The sequence below is a fragment of the uncultured Mucilaginibacter sp. genome, assembly GCF_913773635.1.
In the GTDB taxonomy this organism is placed as follows: Bacteria; Bacteroidota; Bacteroidia; order Sphingobacteriales; family Sphingobacteriaceae; genus Mucilaginibacter.
The window spans coordinates 271,255-292,998 of the sequence record NZ_CAJYGQ010000007.1 but is presented as its reverse complement, the minus strand read 5'-3'; the positions used below and the strand labels follow the sequence as shown (position 1 = coordinate 292,998).

Annotated in this window: 16 protein-coding genes; 12 read left to right on the top strand and 4 right to left on the bottom strand. The window is 42.0% G+C overall.

What is annotated here, in order from left to right:
- Position 1: 1 nt before the first annotated feature.
- Complete coding sequence (locus QZ407_RS09265) at positions 2–835, top strand: N-acetylmuramoyl-L-alanine amidase (RefSeq protein WP_295770084.1); 834 nt, start codon at positions 2–4, stop codon at positions 833–835.
- Positions 836–986: 151 nt separating this feature from the next.
- Here the strand turns inward: QZ407_RS09265 and QZ407_RS09260 are convergent, their stop codons facing one another.
- Both QZ407_RS09260 and QZ407_RS09255 read right to left on the bottom strand, forming a co-directional pair.
- Positions 987–1,688: an SIMPL domain-containing protein gene (locus tag QZ407_RS09260; protein ID WP_295770082.1), complete on the bottom strand. Its 702-nt coding sequence runs from the start codon at positions 1,686–1,688 to the stop codon at positions 987–989.
- Positions 1,689–1,922: 234 nt separating this feature from the next.
- Positions 1,923–2,540, bottom strand: coding sequence for an HAD family phosphatase (locus QZ407_RS09255; RefSeq protein WP_295770079.1), 618 nt, complete (start codon positions 2,538–2,540; stop codon positions 1,923–1,925).
- A 219-nt stretch (positions 2,541–2,759) separates the two neighbouring features.
- On the opposite strand from QZ407_RS09255, the gene QZ407_RS09250 reads away from it, so the two are divergent.
- On the top strand, positions 2,760–5,654 hold the full coding sequence (locus QZ407_RS09250; RefSeq protein ID WP_295770077.1) for a DEAD/DEAH box helicase: 2,895 nt from the start codon (positions 2,760–2,762) through the stop codon (positions 5,652–5,654).
- Between the two features lie 22 nt (positions 5,655–5,676).
- On the opposite strand, the gene QZ407_RS09245 is transcribed toward QZ407_RS09250, so the two are convergent.
- Positions 5,677–7,962, bottom strand: a complete 2,286-nt coding sequence (locus QZ407_RS09245; protein WP_295770074.1) for a mechanosensitive ion channel domain-containing protein — start codon at positions 7,960–7,962, stop codon at positions 5,677–5,679.
- Positions 7,963–8,203: 241 nt separating this feature from the next.
- On the opposite strand from QZ407_RS09245, the gene QZ407_RS09240 reads away from it, so the two are divergent.
- The 6 genes from QZ407_RS09240 to QZ407_RS09215 all read left to right on the top strand — a co-directional run bounded on the left by QZ407_RS09240 (position 8,204) and on the right by QZ407_RS09215 (position 15,130).
- The gene (locus QZ407_RS09240) at positions 8,204–8,692 is read left to right on the top strand and encodes a DUF4112 domain-containing protein (protein WP_295770071.1); all 489 of its coding nucleotides are present in this window, start codon (positions 8,204–8,206) and stop codon (positions 8,690–8,692) included.
- Between the two features lie 243 nt (positions 8,693–8,935).
- Complete coding sequence (uxaC, locus tag QZ407_RS09235) at positions 8,936–10,333, top strand: glucuronate isomerase (RefSeq protein ID WP_295770069.1); 1,398 nt, start codon at positions 8,936–8,938, stop codon at positions 10,331–10,333.
- A 9-nt stretch (positions 10,334–10,342) separates the two neighbouring features.
- Complete coding sequence (locus QZ407_RS09230; protein ID WP_295770067.1) at positions 10,343–11,389, top strand: sugar kinase; 1,047 nt, start codon at positions 10,343–10,345, stop codon at positions 11,387–11,389.
- A complete protein-coding gene (locus QZ407_RS09225; protein ID WP_295770065.1) occupies positions 11,386–12,045 on the top strand; it encodes a bifunctional 4-hydroxy-2-oxoglutarate aldolase/2-dehydro-3-deoxy-phosphogluconate aldolase in 660 nt (219 codons plus the stop codon). The genes QZ407_RS09230 and QZ407_RS09225 overlap by 4 nt, the downstream gene beginning before the upstream one ends.
- A gap of 20 nt (positions 12,046–12,065) precedes the next feature.
- A complete protein-coding gene (locus QZ407_RS09220) occupies positions 12,066–13,391 on the top strand; it encodes an MFS transporter (protein WP_295770063.1) in 1,326 nt (441 codons plus the stop codon).
- Positions 13,392–13,507: 116 nt separating this feature from the next.
- Positions 13,508–15,130, top strand: a complete 1,623-nt coding sequence (locus QZ407_RS09215) for an NADP-dependent glyceraldehyde-3-phosphate dehydrogenase (protein WP_157542397.1) — start codon at positions 13,508–13,510, stop codon at positions 15,128–15,130.
- Between the two features lie 68 nt (positions 15,131–15,198).
- Here QZ407_RS09215 and QZ407_RS09210 read toward each other — a convergent pair whose 3' ends face one another.
- Positions 15,199–15,630, bottom strand: a complete 432-nt coding sequence (locus QZ407_RS09210; protein WP_295770061.1) for a hypothetical protein — start codon at positions 15,628–15,630, stop codon at positions 15,199–15,201.
- A gap of 325 nt (positions 15,631–15,955) precedes the next feature.
- Between QZ407_RS09210 and ileS the strand changes: the two genes are divergently transcribed.
- From ileS to QZ407_RS09190, 4 genes are all read left to right on the top strand, one after another.
- Positions 15,956–19,348 carry an isoleucine--tRNA ligase gene (gene ileS, locus QZ407_RS09205; RefSeq protein WP_295770058.1) on the top strand — a complete coding sequence of 1,131 codons (3,393 nt, stop codon included), beginning with the start codon at positions 15,956–15,958 and terminating at the stop codon, positions 19,346–19,348.
- Complete coding sequence (locus QZ407_RS09200; RefSeq protein WP_157542400.1) at positions 19,348–19,734, top strand: TraR/DksA C4-type zinc finger protein; 387 nt, start codon at positions 19,348–19,350, stop codon at positions 19,732–19,734. Before ileS ends, QZ407_RS09200 begins: the two co-directional genes overlap by 1 nt.
- 6 nt (positions 19,735–19,740) lie before the next feature.
- Positions 19,741–20,346, top strand: a complete 606-nt coding sequence (locus QZ407_RS09195) for a lipoprotein signal peptidase (RefSeq protein WP_295770053.1) — start codon at positions 19,741–19,743, stop codon at positions 20,344–20,346.
- Positions 20,347–20,887: 541 nt separating this feature from the next.
- On the top strand, positions 20,888–21,682 hold the full coding sequence (locus tag QZ407_RS09190) for a hypothetical protein (protein ID WP_295770050.1): 795 nt from the start codon (positions 20,888–20,890) through the stop codon (positions 21,680–21,682).
- Positions 21,683–21,744 lie beyond the last annotated feature (62 nt).

Below are 21,744 nucleotides of genomic sequence, written 5' to 3'. Positions count from 1 at the left end.
AATGAACTTAAAATCCTACGCATACTATTTTCTTGCACTTACTATAATTTCTTCCTGCAAAACCAAAAAGCCGGCTACTATTGTAAATAACAGCCCAAAGGTTTATAAAACACAAATAGACAGCTTGCTGGATATCGTAAAAATTAAAGACACCGTGAGGCTGGCTGATAGTGCAGGTACGGCTATTCCTTCGGAATTTGTAGCTACTGTAAACTTCAATTTACGTAAGCCCAACTATGTTATTATTCATCATACTGCGCAAGATTCGGCAAAGCAAACGCTTAATACTTTCACCCTTACCCGCACGCAAGTGAGCGCTCACTATGTAGTAAGCCGCGACGGAAAAGTTTACCATATGCTTAATGATTATCTCCGCTCATGGCATGCCGGAGTGAGCAAGTGGGGCAGCGTTACTGATATGAACAGTTGCTCAATAGGTATTGAACTGGATAACAACGGCGTACAACCCTTTCAGGAGGCACAGGTAAAAAGTCTGATATTGCTATTGGCAAAACTAAAAAAGGCTTATAACATTCCTACAGCAAATTTTATTGGCCACAGTGATATTGCCCCTGGCCGTAAAACCGATCCCAGTGCATATTTTCCATGGAAGACGTTGGCTAAAAGCGGCTTTGGATACTGGAGCGATGATGTTTTAGAACTGGCTCCCGAAACTTTCGATTATGTGGCCGCCTTGCGCATCATTGGGTATGATACCACTAATTTACCTGCCGCCATTAAAGCCTTTAAACTTCACTTTGTACAAACAGACGTAAGCCCTCAGCTTACACAGTTAGATTTGAATGTGCTGTATAACGTAGCTAAAAAGTATTGATTGCGTTTTGTGTTAGGGATAGCAGCCTAAAGATTAAAACGTAGCATAGCAAAGTGAGGACTTGCAGGTATATCCCGGGCCGCAGGCAACGCCCTAACAATAAAAAGCAGGCTTAAATATCAAGCCTGCTTCTGTAAACCATCTATTAAGGTTACTTGGCTATCTCAAATACTGCACGTACCTGGTAGTTCAATTTGATCTTCTTAAAGTCAACATTACTTTCTTGCGGAGCAGCAGCATCATATCCCATCGATGATTTAAGCATCATATTAGCATATACCGGGCGTCCCATAGGCTCGTTATCAATTTCCTGAATTTCAATAGCGCCGCCTAATTTTTCGCCAATGCTGGTTAATAAGTAACCGGCTTTTTCGCGGGCAGCTTGCAGGGCTTTGATTTTGAGCTCCTTGCGTAGTTCTGCTTGTTTGGAGTACTCGTAGCTTTCAACACCGGTTGATTGGATGCCTTTATCGTCAACCTTACTCAAGATAACGTTAATGGCATTCAGGTCGCGCACTTTAATGCGGTATTGCTTGCTGGCCATAAAGTCAGGATCTTTTTTCTTTTTATCGATGATGTAGTTGTACGACGATATATTGTTGATCATAAAGTCTTCTTTAGCAACTCCCGCCTCGGTAACGGCCTTTTGCAGTTGACGCTCCAGGGTGCTGATTTCTACCTTGTTTTTGCCATTCATGTATTCTTTCAATGATATGGCTACATAAATAACATCGGGCGTAACCTCTTGCTCGGCGCTGCCGGTAACTTCAATTTTGCGACGCTGATCAGTAGTTTGTGCAAAGCCGGCAATGGTAACAGTTATAAGAGCGGCTAATAAAAATAATTTTCTCATGGTGAACATTTGTATAGTGTTTGATAAATAGACGAGGCCATGTTGCAAAATGTAACAGCCCCCTGCTATTTAAAGCTATGGACAACAAAGCAGGCAAATAGTTTAAATATTGTCTGAACCGGAATTTTTAAGAACGTTTCCAACTCACAGAATTAAACCCTCTGAACAGAGTTTAAGAATTGGTGGGATTTGCATTATCTAAATATCGGTTGTTGAAACTTACGCCGCCGCACATTATATAAGCTTATCTATCCTTACCCAGCGCATACCGGCTTCATCGGCTGCTTGTGTACCGGCGTTGCCATCTTCAAATACCAGGCAACGTTCTGGAGCTACGCCTAATAGTTCGGCCGCTTTCAAAAATGGGTCGGGAAAAGGTTTGCCGTTAGGGGTTTCACCTGCGCAAACCAGCACTTCAACTAAATGATCAATACCCAAAATTTGCAGTGTTTTTTCGACTGCAATACGGCTGCTGCCGCTTACTACGGCAATGCGCACCTGCCCTGCATGATTTTTTAAATGGTTTACCACGTAATCAATAGGCTGTGTTTGCTGAATATATTCTTCTAAAAACAGCTTGTACTTCGCCGCTTTAAACTCCTCGGGTATAAAAGCACTTTGGTAGCGTTCGTTAATTTTTTCAACCACATTGATGATGGGTAGTCCGGCAAATTCATCTATAATGGCACCGTCAATTATCACACCCTGTTCGGCAGCTACTTTAATATAAGTTTCGGTATGGGCAGGCATATTGTCGGCAAGGGTGCCGTCGCAGTCGTATAAGAATGCGTCAAAGTCGTTTTGGCTTAATTTTACCAGGGCATCGTAATTGGCTTGAGATGTTTCATTCATAGTGATGGCAAAGGTAACAAAAGAGCCCCACCGTGGCCCTCCTCAGGATGGAGAGAATTCATGTTTCAAGTCCTTCCTTTTAGGAGAATTTAGATGGGGCTGTTAGAGGGTCGGTGTGGGGCAACATTTTTATACCCATTTTCTTTTAAATCCTCTAAATTCTTTATACGTTTGAAATTTTTGTTGATGTAGCTTCCACAAATTTTTTGAACGGACCATATGCTACGTGTTGACAGCAGTAAACCTTGCCAGCTAATTTATTCCATTGCCCGCCACGAATACCTCGGGTGGTTGATAGAACCGCATATTGTTCAGCTTAACCCTAACGGCGAGTTTTCGCTTACACATCAGCGCCTGTTCTCTAACACTGCGCAAGAATTTAGCTCATGTATAGACGAAACCGACCATAAGCTCATTAAGCTTTTGGAGGAGATGGAGCAGGGGCATCTCATTAAAAAGTATTACAAAAAGCCCATCCGCCCGTACGAGTTTTTCAGCAAGGTATTTAATGATCAGTTGCATGATGTGATTCGCCCTAAAATTGAAAAGAAAATGGCGGAGGCGTTTACTATGCTTCATGATAAAAAGCTGTTTGCAATGAGTAAGGAAGGCTACCCGGCCGAAAGACAACTGCATATTGCCACCGAAGCTACTACTGTACTGTTTCACTTTAAGCGCGACGATACCGAAATACGCTACTACCCTACCATCAAATACCAGGGCATGAAAATTGAATTCATGTTCAAGAACGCCGAAATTATATGTAATCACCCCGGCTGGCTCATGCTTGATGATATCCTGTATTATTTCGATAAAGATGTGGAGGGCCGTAAACTGCAACCATTTTTACAAAAACGTTTCATAGCCATTCCGCGGAGTGCCGAGCAATCTTATTTTGAAAAGTTTGTAGCACCGCTTATTGAGAAGCACCACGTACACGCCGAAGGCTTTACCATCAATACCGAAAAGTATGACGCCCGGCCTGTGGTTAAACCCATATATGTAGCCGGCGGCATATCACAAATACAGTTGTATTTTAAGTATGCCGGCTACGTTTTCCCTTATGGAGATGGCAGGCATATTTCAGTCAAGATTGATCGAGAAGGCGACAATTACACCTTCCACCGCATAAAACGTTCGGTAACCTGGGAAAAAAATAAGCTGCAACTGTTGGAGAATATGGGGCTTACTACCTCATCATCCCTTTTTCAAAACCTGGAGGTGAAACATGATGGTGACGATGCCGACCGCTCTTTTTCGGTATTCGACTGGCTTAATCAAAACCACGACAAGTTGATTGCCGCAGGCTTTGAAATTGAACAGCCCGAAGGGCAAAAGCGCTATCTCTTTGGCAGCAGCAAAATTGATTTGCAGGTAAACGAGAACAACGACTGGTTTGACATACATGCCATTGTGCACTTTGGCCCATACCAAATTCCTTTTATGGATTTGCGTAATCACATCCTTAACCGTAAAAAAGAGTTTACCCTGCCCAGCGGCGAAATTGCAGTTATACCCGAAGAATGGTTTGCACAATATGGTAACCTGCTCAACTTTACTGAAGGTAATAAAGACCTTAAGCTGCGCAAGCACCACATTGGCCTTATCAATGATTTGGCCGAAGGCGATTTAGCCAGCATAACCATTAACCGTAAGCTGCAAAAGCTGACTGATTTTGAAGAATTGGAAGATGTAGCCCCTCCGGTAAACTTTGCAGGTAGTTTGCGCCCTTACCAACAGGCGGGTTACAACTGGTTCCATTTTTTAAAAGATTACCACTTTGGCGGATGCCTGGCTGATGATATGGGTTTGGGTAAAACCATACAAACACTGGCTTTGCTGCAAAAGAACAAGGAGGATGCAGCAGCTATTGGCGCAACATGCACTTCGTTGCTTATTATGCCTACCTCACTTATATACAATTGGGTAAATGAGGCTGCCAGATTTACGCCCACCTTACGCATGATGGTGCATACAGGTGCGTTTCGCTATAAATCACCCGATGTATTTGGCAAGTATGATGTAGTGGTGACTACTTACGGCATAAGCCGTATTGATGTAGAATTGTTTAAGGCTTTCTTTTTCGATTACATTATTTTGGATGAAAGCCAGAACATCAAAAATCCATCGTCCAAATCATACCAGGCTGTTAAGCAGCTTAAATCGCGCCATAAGTTGATATTGAGTGGTACTCCCGTTGAAAATACCGTGAATGATTTATGGACACAGATGTCGTTTATTAATCCCGGATTACTGGGCAACCAGCAGTTTTTTTTAAATGAGTTCGTAACACCCATTGAAAAGAAAAAGGACGAAGAAAAGGCGCACCGCTTACAAGCATTGATTAAGCCATTTGTGCTTCGCCGTACCAAGGAACAGGTAGCTACTGAGCTTCCGCCCAAAACCGAGCAGTTATTTTATTGCAAAATGACCGATGAGCAAAGCACGGTTTACGAAAAAATAAAATCAGAATACCGCAACGAGTTACTGCAAAGCCTTGAAGATGGAACCTTTGCACAAACGCAAATACAGGTTTTACAAGGCCTTATAAAGCTGCGCCAGATAGCTAACCATCCATCAATGATAGATGAAAGTTATGAGGGCGATTCGGGCAAGTTTGAGGATGTGGTGCATACCTTATCAAACGTGCTGGACGGCGGACATAAGGTGCTGATATTTTCGCAATTTGTTAAGCAACTAAATATTTACCGGCAATACTTCGATCAGAAAAACATTAAGTATACCTACCTTGACGGAAGCACTCAAAACCGTGGCGAAGTAGTTAAAAAGTTTCAGCAGGATGCCAAAACTCAAATATTTTTGATATCCATAAAAGCCGGCGGCGTGGGCCTCAATCTTACCGAGGCCGACTATGTTTTCATCCTTGATCCATGGTGGAACCCGGCCGTTGAGCAACAGGCTATTGACCGCACACACCGCATTGGGCAAACCAAAAACGTGTTTATTTATAAGTTCATCACTAAAGATACTGTTGAAGAAAAGATACTTGCCTTGCAACAACGCAAACTCACCGTTGCCCGTTCGTTAATCACTACAGAAGAAAGTTTCATTAAGTCGCTTTCTGCTGATGATATAAGGGAAATTTTAGGGTAAGTGATGCTGTGAAATCAGGCTACTATATTATTTTCACCTGCATTTCCTTTAGCTTAGGCAGCAAGCGTCTTAAAAATTCATTTTTAAAACCTGCTTCACTATAAATATCTGTTATCCAAACAATTACCTTTAGTTCAACGCTATCGGCTGCTATGGTATTAATAAGTATTTCGGGTGGTAAGTTCTTTAAAATGTTTGCTGACTTACTAACTTCTTCCTCAATTACTTTGTTCAAGGCATCTAAATCGGTATCAGCAGGTACTTTAAACAAAACCTCGGTCTTTAAAAAATCGTTGCTGAGGGTCCAGTTCACTAGCCGGCCCGATAGTAAATCACCGTTTGGAATAATCACCTCCGACCCTTGTGGCGTTAGCATCTTGCTTGAACGTATACCTATATCCTGCACCTTACCCTTTTTATCTGCAAGTTCAACATAATCGCCAATGCGAAAAGGCTTTTCGAAAATGAGAATGATGCCCGATACAAAGTTATTAACAATGTTTTGCATACCTAAACCTATACCCACACTTAGCGCACCCAACACTACGGTAAGCTTATCAAGCGGTATGCCCGATGCCGTAACGGCCAGTAAAACTCCAATAACAACTATAATAAGGCGAATAAGAGCCAGTTTTGAGCCCTTATGCTCCGTTTTATCTTCAAACTTTACGGCACTCTCGCCAAATAGTATACCTACATGCTTTTGCAGCATATTGGCCAGGTAAATAATTACAGCAAAAAACAGTACATTATTGAGCGAAAAATGCACGCTACCGAACGTGCGTTCTTTTGACAGCACTTGTTGAACCAAAGCAAATACACCACCAGCAATGCTCAGGTTTATCATAAATACCAGCAACCATAAAATTACGGCCACGACAGATAAGATGCGCCTGAATGAAGCACGTGTAGATGCAATGTTTAGCCGTGCAAATAACCCGTTTGAGCACGAACTTACTTTAATTTGCAGTTCAAGCGCATCACTTATTACCTGTATAAAGGCTGCCAAACCTATTACCTGCGTAAGACCTATAATTGCTGTGGCACTAAATACCTTGGCCAGGCTTATGCGCCCGAAAACATTAAAGAGAATTGAAAATATATTTAACGCTAAAAATATAAGCAGAATAGGTTTCGCCAAGCGTTTGGCAACATTGGCCTTGAGCAGCTTTTTATAAAAATAATACCCAATGTATAATGATGCCGCGTTTAAGAAAATAAGCCATAAACGCATCCAAATGGCATCATGTACCACCGCGTTGGTAATAATGATGGTGATGTACAGGCCTACAATCATCAGCCAGTAATTCATGTCGCTTTTAGATAGCGTTTTCCAAAAGTGCACGGTTACGGCAAACAGCAACATGAGTTGCGTAAGCTCAATGTACATTGATGGCGAATCGGGCTCAAAAAGCGGCGTAAGGTTCAGCATTATAATAATAGTTGCCAAAACCGGGTACGGACGTATATAATTAAAAGTAAGTTGCCCTAGCACCTGCCGCAAATCGGGCTTTTGAGCCTTTTTAAAATTGCGGTAAACCCAAACGTAAAACCCTATACCAATAAGCAGTAAAAGAATGCGGTTATCCCAGGTACTGCTTATAAAATAACCTAGTATTTTGCCTTGTCCATCAATAGCCGAACCAATTAAATCGCTTATACTGCTACCCGGCTCGCTACTTACCGGTGCAGCCCATATATAAGGCGATTCGCGCCCTAACGCACTCTTGCCCGATTGCTGTAACCGCTCGGCTATAGCTGTTTGCAAATCGGTAACGGTGAGGTAGGTTGCAGATACATCTGCCAGTAAGCGGCTTACCGTATCAAGCCTTGCCGTTGTTACTTTACCTGCAGTTTGCAGCCGCACTTTTATTTCATTTAGTTGGGCAGTGTACAACCTTTTTTCGGTAGTATCTTTTGCCTTAACCATTAGCACCGAATCGTTGCCCAGCTCAATCACCTGGTCAGACAGGCCTTGCAAATTTGCATTATACTTGCTTAATGTATTACGCCAGCCGGTAAGGCGGGTAAGTGCATCTTTTAAAATAAGGTTGTAGCTTAACAGGCTTTTGGTATCTAATACCTTTCGGGCCACATCAATATCTTTTTTTACCGGTGCAACATCGGCACGTACCTCTTTTAAACCATTTTGAATATTTTCAATGCCATAGCCGCGTTTGTTGGTGGCATTAATTTCGGTGATGGCAGCCTGTGCTTTCTGTATTTTAAATAGCAGCGTATCAGGTATGGTTAACGCCGAATCTGTTTTAACAGCGGCACTATCTTGCGCTATTGCCGGCATTGCCATAAACAAACAGTTTAAGGCTGTGAAGAGGATAACTCTAATATTAAGGGACGGTATTTTTTTTGACATCATGCGTACAAGCTTGTGATAGTATGCTTGTTTTTATACAACTACAAGGTGAAAGGGTTTGAAAAAGAAAGTTGACTATAAAGTTTTAATGATCTTTTGGTGGTATCCAAACTATCGCCGAGCGGCAATTTAACCACAAATAAAACCATTGCCTTACAGCCGGGTTACTGTACATATGCCCTTTAATCAGCAAAAATATACTCCACCCGTTAATCTTACCGGACGCCTGAAATGGGTGGAGCGCATATCACATTTGCTTGATGACCAGTTTCGCGTGCCGGGCACTAAATTCCGTTTCGGGCTCGATCCTATTATAAACTTGCTACCCATAGCAGGTGATGCTGCGGGGTTTGTTTTGAGTGCCGCACTGGTTTTAACCATGGCTAAACACGGTGTAAGCCGTAAAGTACTCATACTAATGGTGCTTAATGTATTAATAGACGGGCTGATTGGGGTTATACCGTTTGTTGGGCAGGTTTTTGATTTTTATTACAAAGCCAATACGCGCAATATTAAATTACTTAAAGAGCATTATGAAGAAGGCAGGCATCAGGGTAGCGGCACCGGTATTTTGATAACCATTGCGGTTGTTTTGCTCATAGCCTTTGCAGCGTTTGTATACCTGAGTTACAAATTACTCGCATTTCTTATCAGTCTTTTCTAACTTCTTATCATAGCCCTACAGCTAGTATGAGTTTAGCAATCGTTTGCGTAATTTTTTGCAAGCATAATGCGCATTAAACGGCAAAATCTTTCAGATACTCAATAATTATTGTTTAGTTTGTGCTGCGAGGGCTTAGTGTATACATTCAACTTTAAAGCTCTGCAATAAACGCATATAAACCAACTGCTAACACCAGTTACCTTTTGAAAAACCGGTTGCTTTAACGAGTTGCCAACATTTGTTATGAAAAAGTTTTTAGACGAGAATTTTTTGCTGCAAACCGAAACTGCGCAGCGCCTGTACCATGAGTACGCCAAAGATCTTCCAATTATTGACTATCATTGCCACCTGCCTCCTGATCAGATTGCTGCCGACTTAAATTTCAGCAACCTATCTCACATATGGCTTCACGGCGATCATTACAAATGGCGTGCAATGCGTACCAACGGTATTGACGAAAGCTATGTAACCGGTAATAAAAGCGATTTTGAAAAGTTTGAGCAATGGGCGGCTACCGTACCTTACACCCTGCGCAACCCTTTGTACCACTGGACTCATTTAGAGTTACAGCGTTACTTTGGTATCCATGACATCCTGTCGCCAAAAACGGCAAAGGAAATTTATGACAAGTGTACCGAAATGCTGCAAGGTTCGGAGTTTTCAACTCAAAGCCTTATTAAAAAAATGAAGGTTGAGGCAATTGGTACCACCGATGACCCATTGGATAATCTGGAATTTCACAAGCAACTGGCGGGCAACAACGTAACTAAAGTATTGCCGTCTTTCCGCCCCGATAAGGCTATGAACGCTGATGATGCAGTTGCCTTAAACGCCTACATTGATAAGCTGGAAGCCCTGACCGATTTAAGCATTGGTGATTATGATACTTACCTAACTGCATTAAAAAAACGTCATGATTACTTTGCTGAGCATGGCTGTAAAGTGTCTGACCATGGTTTAGAACAAATTTATGCTGAAGAATATACCGAAGACGAAATTCGCAGCATATTCATTAAAATTCGTACAGGCGTAGCTTTGATGCCGGGCGAGATTCTGAAAATAAAATCGGCATTATTATTTCAATTTGCCATTTGGGATCATGAAAAAGGCTGGGTTCAGCAATATCACCTGGGTGCTTTGCGTAACAACAATACCCGTTTGTTAACCAAATTAGGTCCTGATACAGGATTTGATTCAATTGGCGATTTTAGCCAGGGCCGTGCCCTTTCAACTTTCTTAAATAAGTTGGATACTGAAGATAAACTGGCTAAAACCATTATTTATAACCTTAACCCAACCCAAAACGAATTATTTGCTACCATGATTGGTAACTTTAATGACGGTACAGTTGCAGGCAAAGTTCAGTTTGGCTCAGGCTGGTGGTTCCTTGACCAAAAAGATGGTATGATTAAACAAATGAACGCACTTTCAAACATGGGCTTGCTAAGCCGCTTTATTGGTATGCTTACCGATTCACGCAGCTTCCTATCGTTCCCGCGTCATGAGTATTTCCGTCGTATACTGTGTAACTTACTGGGTGACGATATTGAAAATGGTGAATTGCCAAACGATATTGAGTGGACCGGTAAAGTGGTACAGGACATTTGTTACTATAACGCTAAAAACTATTTTCCTTTTTAAGGTAAGATAATGAGCGAAATTTTGAATAAAGATTACAGCAGCGGTTCGGTATTAAACTTTGGCGAACTGCTGCTTCGCATAACCCCCGATGCTACCGGCGAATGGCTGCAGGAGAACAGCCTGCCCGTATTTGTAGGCGGTGCCGAACTTAACGTGGCTACAGCGCTTGCCCTTTGGGATGTACCATCGCGCTATTTTACGGCATTGCCTAAAAATGGCATGTCTGATCAGCTGATTTCTTTTTTAAATGAAAAGAGCATTGACACATCAACCATTGTTTATCATGGTAAACGTGTAGGCCTGTACTTTTTAACCAAAGGGCAGGACTTAAAGCACGATGCCCTTATTTATGATCGTGCGCATTCAGCATTTGCCGATTTAACCACCGGCTTAATTGACTGGGACAAGGTGTTAGACGGCGTTACCTGGTTTCACTTCAGCGCTATTTGCCCGGCCATAAGCCAAAACGTGGCAGACGTATGTAAAGAAGCTTTAGAAGCTGCTTCACGCAAAGGCATCACTATTTCGGTTGATTTGAATTACCGCGCCAAGTTATGGCAATACGGTAAGCAACCTATTGATGTAATGCCCGAACTGGCGCAGTACTGTGACCTCATTATGGGTAACATTTGGGCTGCCGAGCGTATGTTAGGCGTAGCGGTTGATGAACTGGTTACCGAATCGGGGCAGAAAAGCCTTTACGTTAAAGAAGCTCAAAAAAGCTCAGAGGAAATTATCAAGCAATTTCCAAAATGCAAGGCGGTAGCCAATACATTCAGGTTTACCACTGAGGACAACACCAATATTGATTATTATACCGTGTTATATACTGATGGCAAGCCACACGTATCAGGCGAGTACTTTGCCGAAACCATTGTTGATAAGGTAGGTAGTGGCGATTGCTACATGGCCGGCCTTATTTACGGTTTTTATAACAACTATGAACCACAGGAAACGGTTGATTTTGCAACCGCTGCCGCATTTACCAAACTGTTTGTAAACAGCGATGCCACTAACCGCAGCGTTGATTTTATACAGCAAGCTATTATTAAATGAAAGCCAAACAGCAAGTATTAGACAGCATTATTACGCAGGGCATGTTGCCGCTGTTTTTTTATGCTGATGCCGATGTAAGCGTTGAAATTACACGCACCCTGTACAAAGCAGGTGTACGTGTTTTTGAATATACCAACCGTGGTGCCGCTGCGCTCGAAAACTTTAAAAAATTAAAGGAACTGCAACAGGCCGAAATGCCTGACCTTAACCTGGGTATAGGCACAATAAAATCGGTTCATGAGGCTGATGCCTTTATCAATGCCGGCGCCGACTTCCTGGTATCACCTATAGTGAACCCAGAAGTAGCTAAAATGGCTAATGATTTAAACATGCTGTGGATTCCGGGTTGTATGACGCCAACTGAAATTTACACTGCACAATCATCAAACGCAGCCTTAATTAAACTTTTCCCGGCTAATATTTTAGGTCCTGAGTTTTTAACATCTATTAAAGAGCTTTTCCGCGACCAGTTATTTATGCCAACCGGTGGCGTTGAATTAGATGCAGGAAATATATCAACATGGTTTAAAGCCGGTGTATGTGCAGTGGGTATGGGCAGCAAGCTCATCAGCAAAAAAGTACTGGAAGAGAAACTATACGACGAATTATTTACCAATACCCAAAAAGCTATTGAACTGGTACAAACCAGCCGATAAACATCAACATAAACCCAATTATGAACAATATTAAGATGAGCAATTACCGCTGGACCATTTGCGCCTTGCTGTTTTTTGCCACAACTATTAATTACCTCGACCGCCAGGTACTCAGCTTACTTAAGCCATTACTATCAAAAGAGTTTGGCTGGAGTGATAGCGACTACGGTACCATTGTAGGCGTGTTTTCACTGGCTTACGCATTTTCCATGCTGTTTGCCGGTCGTGTAATTGATTATTTGGGAACCAAGGCAGGTTACGCCTGGTCCATCATCTTATGGTCGGTTGGTGCTATTGTACATGCGTTTGCACATTTCGTACCCAGCAGTATATTAGGTTTCTCGTTAGGTCGTACGGTGCTGGCCGTGGGCGAGTCAGGTAACTTTCCTGCCGCTATTAAAACCACTGCCGAGTACTTTCCTAAAAAAGACCGAGCCTTAGCTACAGGTATTTTTAACTCTGGTGCTAACGTAGGCGCAATTTTAGCCCCTATTGTGGTGCCTTGGATAGCCGAGCAATGGGGCTGGCAATGGGCGTTTATTGGCATTGGAGCTATTGGCTTTATATGGTTAATATTTTGGTTGTTTTTGTATGAAATTCCTTCAAAAAACAAAAATGTAAGCCAGGCCGAATATGAATATATTCATAGTGATGAAATACAACAGCATGAACCAATTGAAGTAGAAAAAGTTGACGAGGGCCGTAAATTCACCTATCTGGAGTGTTTTCAATTTAAGCAAACCTGGGCTTTTGCCTTTGGCAAGTTCATGACCGATGGAGTTTGGTGGTTCTTCCTGTTTTGGTTGCCGGCTTATTTTAAAGCGCAATATAACATGGAGGGTACCGCTATTTCGTTACCAATTGCTGTTTTATACACCATAACCATGGTTGGCTCAATTGGTGGCGGTGCATTTCCTACCTATTTTATTAATAAAGGATATGATGCGTACACAGGCCGTATGAAGGCCATGTTTGTAATTGCTCTTTTTCCTCTAGTAGTTTTACTTACACCTTACCTAAGCCAGTTTAGCTACTGGTGGGCAGTGGCTCTTATTGCCATTGGTGCATCAGCTCACCAGGCATGGAGTGCCAACATATTTACTACCGTTGGCGATATGTTCCCTAAAAAAGCTATTGCAACTATTACCGGTATTGGCGGTATGGCAGGCGGCATTGGCTCTTTTTTGCTAAGCAAGGGTGCCGGTATGCTGTTTGACCATTATAGCGCCGAGGGCCATATTCAAACCGGCTATTCAATTATGTTCATACTTTGTGCTTTAGCTTACATTATTGCCTGGGTGGTAATGAAGGCACTAGTGCCAAAGATGAAGCCAATCGAGCTGTAAAGTTATCGCAATGTCATTAATGGTTTTATGACGAATGCGCATGAAACCATTTACGCTGCGCACGTATTTTTACGAAACAAACAACCAAACATAAAGATTAATTAAAATCAATTATCATGAGTTTCAACGACGAGCTTAACAGCTTATTTGTTGAGGAGAGCCAGATACCGGCCGAGTACCGGATCGAAGAGCTTCATCAACGGGAGTACCTGGTAAACGGGGAAATGAAACAGTGGGACGGCGAGGTTAGCGAGGTGTATTCACCTATTTGCATACCCGGTCCTGATGGTTTACAACGCAAGCTTATTGGCAGCTATCCGCTGGGCACCGAGAAGGAAGCCATGGAAGCACTTGAAGCCGCAGAAGCAGCCTACAACAACGGTCGCGGCGAATGGCCAACCATGAGCGTAGCCGACCGTATTAAGTGCCTTGAGAAGTTTGTGTACAAGATGGTGGAGCAGCGCGATCTGGTTATCAAGCTTATTGTATGGGAAATTGGTAAATCACTGGCCGACTCAACCAAAGAGTTTGACCGTACAGTTGATTATATAAACCTGACTATTGATGCCCTTAAAGACATCGACCGTCAATCATCGCGCTTTGAAATTGCCGAAGGTGTGGTTGCGCAAACCCGCCGCTCGCCGCTTGGTGTGGTATTGTGTATGGGTCCGTTTAACTACCCGTTAAACGAAACCTTTACTACGCTTATCCCGGCCATTATTATGGGCAACACCATACTTTTCAAACCACCAAAACATGGTACTTTAGTTCACTACCCATTACTGCGTGCCTTCCAGGAATCTTTCCCTAAAGGTGTGGTAAATACAGTTTATGGCCGTGGTGCAAACGTTACCCCGGGCTTAATGGCTACCGGTAAAATAAACGTATTGGCTTTCATTGGCTCAAGCAAGGTGGCTAATGATTTAAAGAAACGTCACCCTAAAATTAACCGCTTACGTGCTGTGTTAAGTTTGGATGCTAAAAACGCAGCCATCGTAACTAAAAGCGCCGACCTGCAAATTGCGGTTAACGAGTGTATCCTGGGTTCGTTATCATACAATGGTCAGCGTTGTACGGCTATCAAAATCATCCACGTACACAAAGACGTTGCTGATGAGTTTTTAAAATTGCTTAGCGAAGGCATTGCCAAATTGAAATATGGTATGCCATGGGAAAAAGGTGTCAACCTTACTCCTGTTGCTGAACCTGGTAAGCCCGCCTACCTTAAAGAGTGTATTGACGATGCCATTGCTAACGGCGCCAAGGTGGTTAACGAAAACGGTGGCGCTACTGTTGCATCATTTGTATACCCGGCGGTAGTTTACCCGGTTAACGAAAACATGAAACTGTACCGCGAGGAGCAATTTGGTCCGGTTATACCTGTAATGCCTTTTGACAGCATTGAGGAGCCGATTCAGTACCAGATAGATTCGCCGCACGGTATGCAGGTGAGTATATTTAGTACGGATGCGCAGGAAACTGCCGATTTGATTGATCCGTTTGTGAACCTGGTAAGCCGCGTTAACATCAACGCACAATGCCAGCGCGGACCAGACGTATTCCCTTTCACCGGCCGTAAAGACAGTGCCGAGGGAACCCTATCAGTGCATGATGCATTACGTTCGTTCTCTATCCGTTCGTTGGTTGCTACCAAAATGAACGATTCGAACAAGCAATTGTTAAACGACATCATAAACGAGCACGATAGCAATTTCTTGAGTACTAATTATATATTTTAAATTATAATAAGGTACTATCTATACAAAAACGGGCAGCTATTTAGCTGCCCGTTTTTGTATAGATATTTTTAGAATGAATTTTGAATAGTAATATGCAAGCCGTCCTCAGGGCTGTCGGATAAATCACCAATGTAAACATCATTCAGTAATTCAAAATAGTTTAAGTTATCCCACAACTGGTTGTAAGCAGACTGACCTCTGGCGTACCAATTATAATATCCGTTAGCTGAGTAACTCGACCTTAAAATGTATACGGTGTAATTTCCAGCAGGCACCGTACCACATCTGTAAGTTTGATCAACTTTACTATGCTCATACGCAAAAAGAAAGTAATCTTCATCAATATCATTGTTGTGGCAATAAACTTCCCATTGTGCGTTAGGAGTATTAGCAGTATAAGTTAAATAGATTGGCACCATGTTTTGGGCCTTAGCACTCAGGCTAAATGAAAGCGCAGCAAATACCATTGCAAGCGCAAGCAGCAATTTTGTTTTTCTCATAATAAGTTAAAGATTATAAAAGGATTATGCATCAAAGATACCGGCAATTTAACCCACACTTTATAGCATATTTTCCAGTTACTATAAAATATTAACAGCACTTGTGAGAATTCAATAAGAGCATATAAACCGTAAATGCAATTCTGTTATAAATTGCTGCAAGTTAATAGCACCCACTTTGTTTTATATGCCTTAGTCATTATAAAACAGCCTGCTTGCAAACTTTAATAAAAGCTTTTATACCAAATCTTTTACCATAATCAAACTAAATTATTACTTTAAAAATCCGTATTTTTGCACCTCTTAATTTTTGTGGAAACCACTGATGTACAAGGAATATAAACAGTTAAATTTATCACAGATAGGCAAGGATGTACTCGAGTTTTGGAAACAAAACAGCATTTTCGAAAAAAGCATCAGCAGTCGTCCGGCCAGTAATCCATATACTTTCTATGAAGGTCCGCCATCGGCTAATGGTATGCCCGGCATTCACCATGCTATGGCGCGGTCAATTAAAGATATTTTTTGCCGTTACAAAACTCTTAAGGGATACCAGGTAAAGCGTAAAGGCGGCTGGGACACCCACGGCCTTCCTATTGAGCTGGCTGTAGAAAAATCATTAGGTATTACTAAAGATGATATTGGCAAAACCATTTCGGTAGATGATTATAACCAGGCCTGCCGTAAGGAGGTAATGCGTTATACTGACGTATGGAACGACCTTACCCTTAAAATGGGCTACTGGGTTGATTTAGAGAAACCTTACATCACCTACGAAAACGACTATATTGAAACCCTTTGGTGGATTTTAAAACAACTGTACAATAAAGGTTGGTTGTATAAGGGTTATACGGTACAGCCGTACTCGCCAAAATCGGGCACGGGTTTAAGCTCACATGAACTTAATCAGCCGGGTACCTATAAAATGGTGAAGGATACCACCATTACGGCGCAGTTCCACTTAAAAAACGACCAGCAGCATCCGCTGATTTCAACCCTGTTCAGCGAAGCCGACGAAGATACTGTTATACTCGCCTGGACAACTACCCCATGGACACTACCATCAAACTGCGCACTGGCCGTAGGCGAAGATATTGACTATGTTAAAATAGCCACCTTTAACCCGTATACCTACAAACCGGTAAGCGTGGTTTTAGCAAAAGCACTTGTAGGCAAGTACTTTAAAGCCGAGGGCGAGAATGCTTCGTTTGAAGAATATAAAGAAGGTGATAAAGTTATTCCGTGGACGGTAAAGGCTGAATTTAAAGGTTCGGAGCTGGTTGGCCTGCGTTATCATCAACTAATGCCGTATGTAAGCAATGAGGACTTGGAGAAAAATGCATTCCGCGTTATCCCGGCCGATTTTGTGACTACCGGCGATGGTACCGGCATTGTACATACGGCATCTGTTTTTGGTGCGGATGACTTTAGGGCCTGTAAAGAAAACAACGTGCCATCGGTAATGGTGCTGGATGAAACCGGCAAGGAAGTTCCGTTGGTTAACAAACAAGGCCGTTTTGTTGACGAGGTGATTGATTACGCCGGCCGTTACGTAAAAGAAGAATACTACAGCAAAGAAGAGCGCGAAGAGCCCGGCTTTAAGCCAACTGACGTGCTTATTTCTATTAAGCTGAAAGAAGATAACAAAGCATTTAACGTACAAAAGTACGAGCACAGCTACCCGCACTCTTGGCGTACCGATGAGCCAATTTTGTACTACCCGCTTGATAGCTGGTTTATTAAAACCACTGCCGTTAAGGATAAGCTCATCGAACTTAATAAAACCATCAACTGGAAACCTGAAGCTACCGGTACCGGTCGTTTTGGTAACTGGTTGGAAAACCTGGTTGACTGGAACCTATCGCGCTCACGTTACTGGGGTACTCCGCTGCCTATCTGGCGCGAGGAGAACGGCACCGAGGAGAAATGTATTGGTTCGGTTGAAGAACTGAATAAAGAAATTGACGCTTCGATAGCCGCAGGGTTTATGCCCGAAGGCTTCCGTTTGGCCGATATGCACCGCCCTTATGTGGACGATGTGATATTGGTATCGGCCAATGGCAAAAAAATGCTGCGCGAGCCCGATTTGATCGATGTTTGGTTTGATTCGGGTGCTATGCCTTATGCGCAATGGCACTTCCCGTTCGAAAACAAAGAGCAGTTTGCTGATGCCTACCCGGCAGATTTTATTGCCGAGGGTGTTGACCAAACCCGTGGGTGGTTCTTTACCCTGCATGCCATTGCGGTGATGCTGAGCGAAGCCAGCGACGAAGTAAAAGCCGTGAACGAAAAAGTTGGCAATCGTGGTATTGCGTTTAAAAATGTGGTATCAAACGGTTTGGTACTTGATAAAAACGGCAACAAAATGTCGAAACGTTTAGGCAATGCTGTCGATCCGTTTGAAACTATTGAGCAATACGGTGCCGATGCAGCCCGCTGGTACATGATCAGCAATGCATCGCCATGGGATAATCTTAAATTTAATATTGAAGGATTGGACGAGGTTCGTCGTAAATTCTTTGGTACATTATATAATACTTACTCGTTCTTTTCGCTGTACGCTAACATCGATAAATTTGATTATAGCGCGCCAGAAATTGAACTAAGCCAACGTCCTGAAATTGACCGCTGGATATTATCATTATTAAACACCTTAACCCAGGAGGTTGACGGTTTTTATGCCGATTTTGAGCCAACCAAAGCAGCCCGTGCCATACAGGAGTACGTTGACGCACACCTGAGCAACTGGTACGTACGCTTAAGCCGTCGCCGTTTCTGGAAATCTGATGATTCGGAAGATAAAACATCGGCATACCAAACGCTTTATACCTGTTTGGTGACCGTTGCCAAGCTAATGTCGCCTATTGCGCCGTTCTTTGCCGAGCGTTTGTACAACGATTTAAATACTGCTACCGGTAAAGAAAAATTCGAGTCGGTACATTTAACTAATTTCCCTGCCTACCAGGCTGAATTGGTTGACAAGGAGCTGGAAGAGCGTATGCAACTGGCACAGGATATTTCATCGTTAACGCTTTCATTACGTAAAAAGGTAGGCATTAATGTACGCCAGCCTTTGAGCAAAATATTACTGCCCATACTCAATAAAAACTTTGAAGATCAGGTTGAGGCCATTAAGGAGCTGATTCTTTCGGAAACCAACATTAAAGCTATTGAGTACATAACCGATACTGCAGGCTTTATAACCCGTAAAATTAAGCCAAACTTTAAGGCTTTGGGCCAAAAGGTAGGTAAGGATATGAAAGCCGTTGCCGAAGCCATTACCGGTTTTAACCAAGAGGATATCGCCAAACTGGAAAATGAAGGACAGATTACTGTATTAGATAACAAATACACCATACTTGCCACCGAGGTTGAAATTACTGCTGAAGACGTTCCGGGATGGCAGGTTGCAAATTTGGGAAAACTAACGGTGGCTTTAGATGTTACCCTAACCAACGAACTTAAACAGGAAGGTATATCGCGCGAACTCATCAACCGTATACAAAACCTGCGCAAGGGTAATAATTTTGAAGTTACTGATAAGATAAATGTACGCCTGAGTGATCACCCGCTAATCAGCGAGGCTGTAAATAAAAATTTATCATATATATGTGCCGAAACGTTAGCTGAAGACATTAAGCTGGATAGCCAACTTACTGAGGGTGAAAAAACTGTTATTGACGAAACTGAAGTAATTATTTCTATAACTAAAATATAATGAGCACACCACAAACTGAAAAAACAAGATATTCAGACGCTGAGTTACTAGAGTTTAAAGAATTAATTTTAGACAAAATACGTATTGCACGCGAAGAACTGAACGCCCTTGCATCATCATTAAGCAACCCAAACCTTAATGGTACTGATGATACTGCAGGTACTTATAAAACATTGGAAGACGGATCAGCTACTTTGGAAAAAGAGCAGATAAACCAACTGGCTGCCCGCCAAAAAAAGTTTATTGAGCAATTAGAGGCTGCCCTGGTACGCATTGAAACCAAAAGTTACGGTATTTGCCGCGAAACCGGTAAACTGATACAAAAGGAACGCCTGCGTGCCGTACCGCACACTACCCTGAGCATGGAAGCTAAATTGAAGCAGTAATTTTACATGAAGGCATCGTACTTAAAACCTTTCCTTTTAGCTTTCGTAGTTGTACTAGCCGATCAGCTTATTAAAATATGGGTGCGCAACAACATGTACATGGGCCAGGAAATTCATTTCCTGGGAGATAGGGGCATGTTACTTTATACCGAAAATAATGGTATGGCCTTTGGCTGGGAACTTGGTGGCGTAGCCGGTAAACTTGCACTTACCTTGTTCCGCATTTTTGCAGTAGGTGGTATTGGCTACGGTTTATATTACCTTATAAAACACAAGCACCACCGCGGACTAATACTTTGCGTGGCTTTAATTTTTGCAGGTGCCTTGGGTAACATCATTGATTCTACCTTTTACGGAATGATATACGGATACGCCCCCATTTTTCAGGGACGCGTAGTGGATATGTTCTATTTTCCGTTGATAAGAGGCCATTATCCAACTTGGGTTCCCTCTGTAGGCGGCGATCCATTTATATTTTTCCAACCTATATTTAACCTGGCCGATTCGGCAATATCTGTAGGTGTTATCCTGATACTTATTTTTCAGAACAAGTATTTCAAAAAGGAAGAAGAAGTACCAAGTAGTCCACATAGCGAAGTTGTTGAAGAATAAAATTTCAACTCTTTATAGATTTTAAACAGAAAAAGCCGCTCTATTTAGAGCGGCTTTTTTGTTTAACAACGCGCTGATAGTGCAAGCTTTATCTAAATTTACTTATAAGGTACTGATAAACAGGTGATTAAAATAAATTTGCAATTAACTGATAAGCACCGTTAAACCATTTATGGCTTAAGTGCTCTATAAAGTGCTTTTGATGATAAAGCAAAGCGAACAAGTTAAGCCTGAAAAAATTACAGGCTTTGTAACAAATAAGTTAAATGGTTTGTCTTGGCTATATTATAAAAGTACTCAACCAAATCACAGTTCACAATGTCACTAAATCTAACACCTATATCAACAGTTACAGCGCCGGCTTGTACCGGCGCCCTAACAACACAATTGAGTAAGCTGTAGCTTCTCTTTACTAATCAAACTTTTTTACTGACAGAATTTACTTAATAAGGCTATGCTGATGCATAACCCGGGAACAGCTTGGCTTGAAAAGCAAATATCCGTTAGTCCTTACATTTTATTAACACTTAAAAATCAAACAATGAAACCAATCACAATTTTCAATCGCTTATTAAGCTTATCACTATTAGCTACTACCCTGTTTTCAACCTCTTGTAAAAAGGATAATAATGACAGGCCCAAAAACGACATGAAGCTCGTAAAGTTAGAAGAGTCGGCCACGAGCTATACTACATTTGATTACAACTCAAAAAATCAGGTGGTTAAAATGACTTCAAATGAGGGCACAATTGCCCAAACGTTTAATGTATTATACGAAAACAACCAACCAAGCCTGATTAAGTCAAGTGAAGGTTCAATGAAGTTTATTTACATAAACAAAAAACTTGACGCCACCAAATTATTTGCAGACGATGCTCAAACACAACTGGTAGGGCAGATTAAACTTAACTACCTGAACGAACGAATAGATAATATGGTAATTTCTCACCTGCTGGAAGGAGCTCAGGAACCAACGCCGATTGTAAAATCAGTTTATGAATACTATGCGAACGGCGATGTTAAAAAGCAGGTTGATTACGTTTGGAATCCTTTAAATGGTCAATTCAAATTAAGCGCATCAACTGTTTATGAATACGATGATAAGGTTAACCCTTTAATTGCTTTGGGCGATGCTTATACCATATCATTTAAAGCAGTATCAAAACATAACCCGGTCAAAGAAACTGAGTATGACGAGAACAACGAATTAAGCTTTACCACAACCTACACTTACACCTATAACAGCAATGCATATCCGGTTACTGCCCAAAGGAAAATTACTGCTGCGGGCAAGGCTAACTCAACTGTTAGCAACTTTAAATACACATACCAATAAAATTTGCTACTATTTACTTGTAGCAAGTTAATAATTACTAATATTGGCCGCGCCACAACTAA

What these genes read in the sequence shown, in the direction of transcription:
- QZ407_RS09265 (WP_295770084.1), top strand. Translation starts at nt 2, where the DNA reads ATGAACTTAAAATCCTACGCATACTATTTTCTTGCACTTACTATAATT.
- QZ407_RS09260 (WP_295770082.1), bottom strand. Translation starts at nt 1,688, where the DNA reads ATGAGAAAATTATTTTTATTAGCCGCTCTTATAACTGTTACCATTGCC.
- QZ407_RS09255 (WP_295770079.1), bottom strand. Translation starts at nt 2,540, where the DNA reads ATGAATGAAACATCTCAAGCCAATTACGATGCCCTGGTAAAATTAAGC.
- QZ407_RS09250 (WP_295770077.1), top strand. Translation starts at nt 2,760, where the DNA reads ATGCTACGTGTTGACAGCAGTAAACCTTGCCAGCTAATTTATTCCATT.
- QZ407_RS09245 (WP_295770074.1), bottom strand. Translation starts at nt 7,962, where the DNA reads ATGGCAATGCCGGCAATAGCGCAAGATAGTGCCGCTGTTAAAACAGAT.
- QZ407_RS09240 (WP_295770071.1), top strand. Translation starts at nt 8,204, where the DNA reads ATGCCCTTTAATCAGCAAAAATATACTCCACCCGTTAATCTTACCGGA.
- uxaC (WP_295770069.1), top strand. Translation starts at nt 8,936, where the DNA reads ATGAAAAAGTTTTTAGACGAGAATTTTTTGCTGCAAACCGAAACTGCG.
- QZ407_RS09230 (WP_295770067.1), top strand. Translation starts at nt 10,343, where the DNA reads ATGAGCGAAATTTTGAATAAAGATTACAGCAGCGGTTCGGTATTAAAC.
- QZ407_RS09225 (WP_295770065.1), top strand. Translation starts at nt 11,386, where the DNA reads ATGAAAGCCAAACAGCAAGTATTAGACAGCATTATTACGCAGGGCATG.
- QZ407_RS09220 (WP_295770063.1), top strand. Translation starts at nt 12,066, where the DNA reads ATGAACAATATTAAGATGAGCAATTACCGCTGGACCATTTGCGCCTTG.
- QZ407_RS09215 (WP_157542397.1), top strand. Translation starts at nt 13,508, where the DNA reads ATGAGTTTCAACGACGAGCTTAACAGCTTATTTGTTGAGGAGAGCCAG.
- QZ407_RS09210 (WP_295770061.1), bottom strand. Translation starts at nt 15,630, where the DNA reads ATGAGAAAAACAAAATTGCTGCTTGCGCTTGCAATGGTATTTGCTGCG.
- ileS (WP_295770058.1), top strand. Translation starts at nt 15,956, where the DNA reads ATGTACAAGGAATATAAACAGTTAAATTTATCACAGATAGGCAAGGAT.
- QZ407_RS09200 (WP_157542400.1), top strand. Translation starts at nt 19,348, where the DNA reads ATGAGCACACCACAAACTGAAAAAACAAGATATTCAGACGCTGAGTTA.
- QZ407_RS09195 (WP_295770053.1), top strand. Translation starts at nt 19,741, where the DNA reads ATGAAGGCATCGTACTTAAAACCTTTCCTTTTAGCTTTCGTAGTTGTA.
- QZ407_RS09190 (WP_295770050.1), top strand. Translation starts at nt 20,888, where the DNA reads ATGAAACCAATCACAATTTTCAATCGCTTATTAAGCTTATCACTATTA.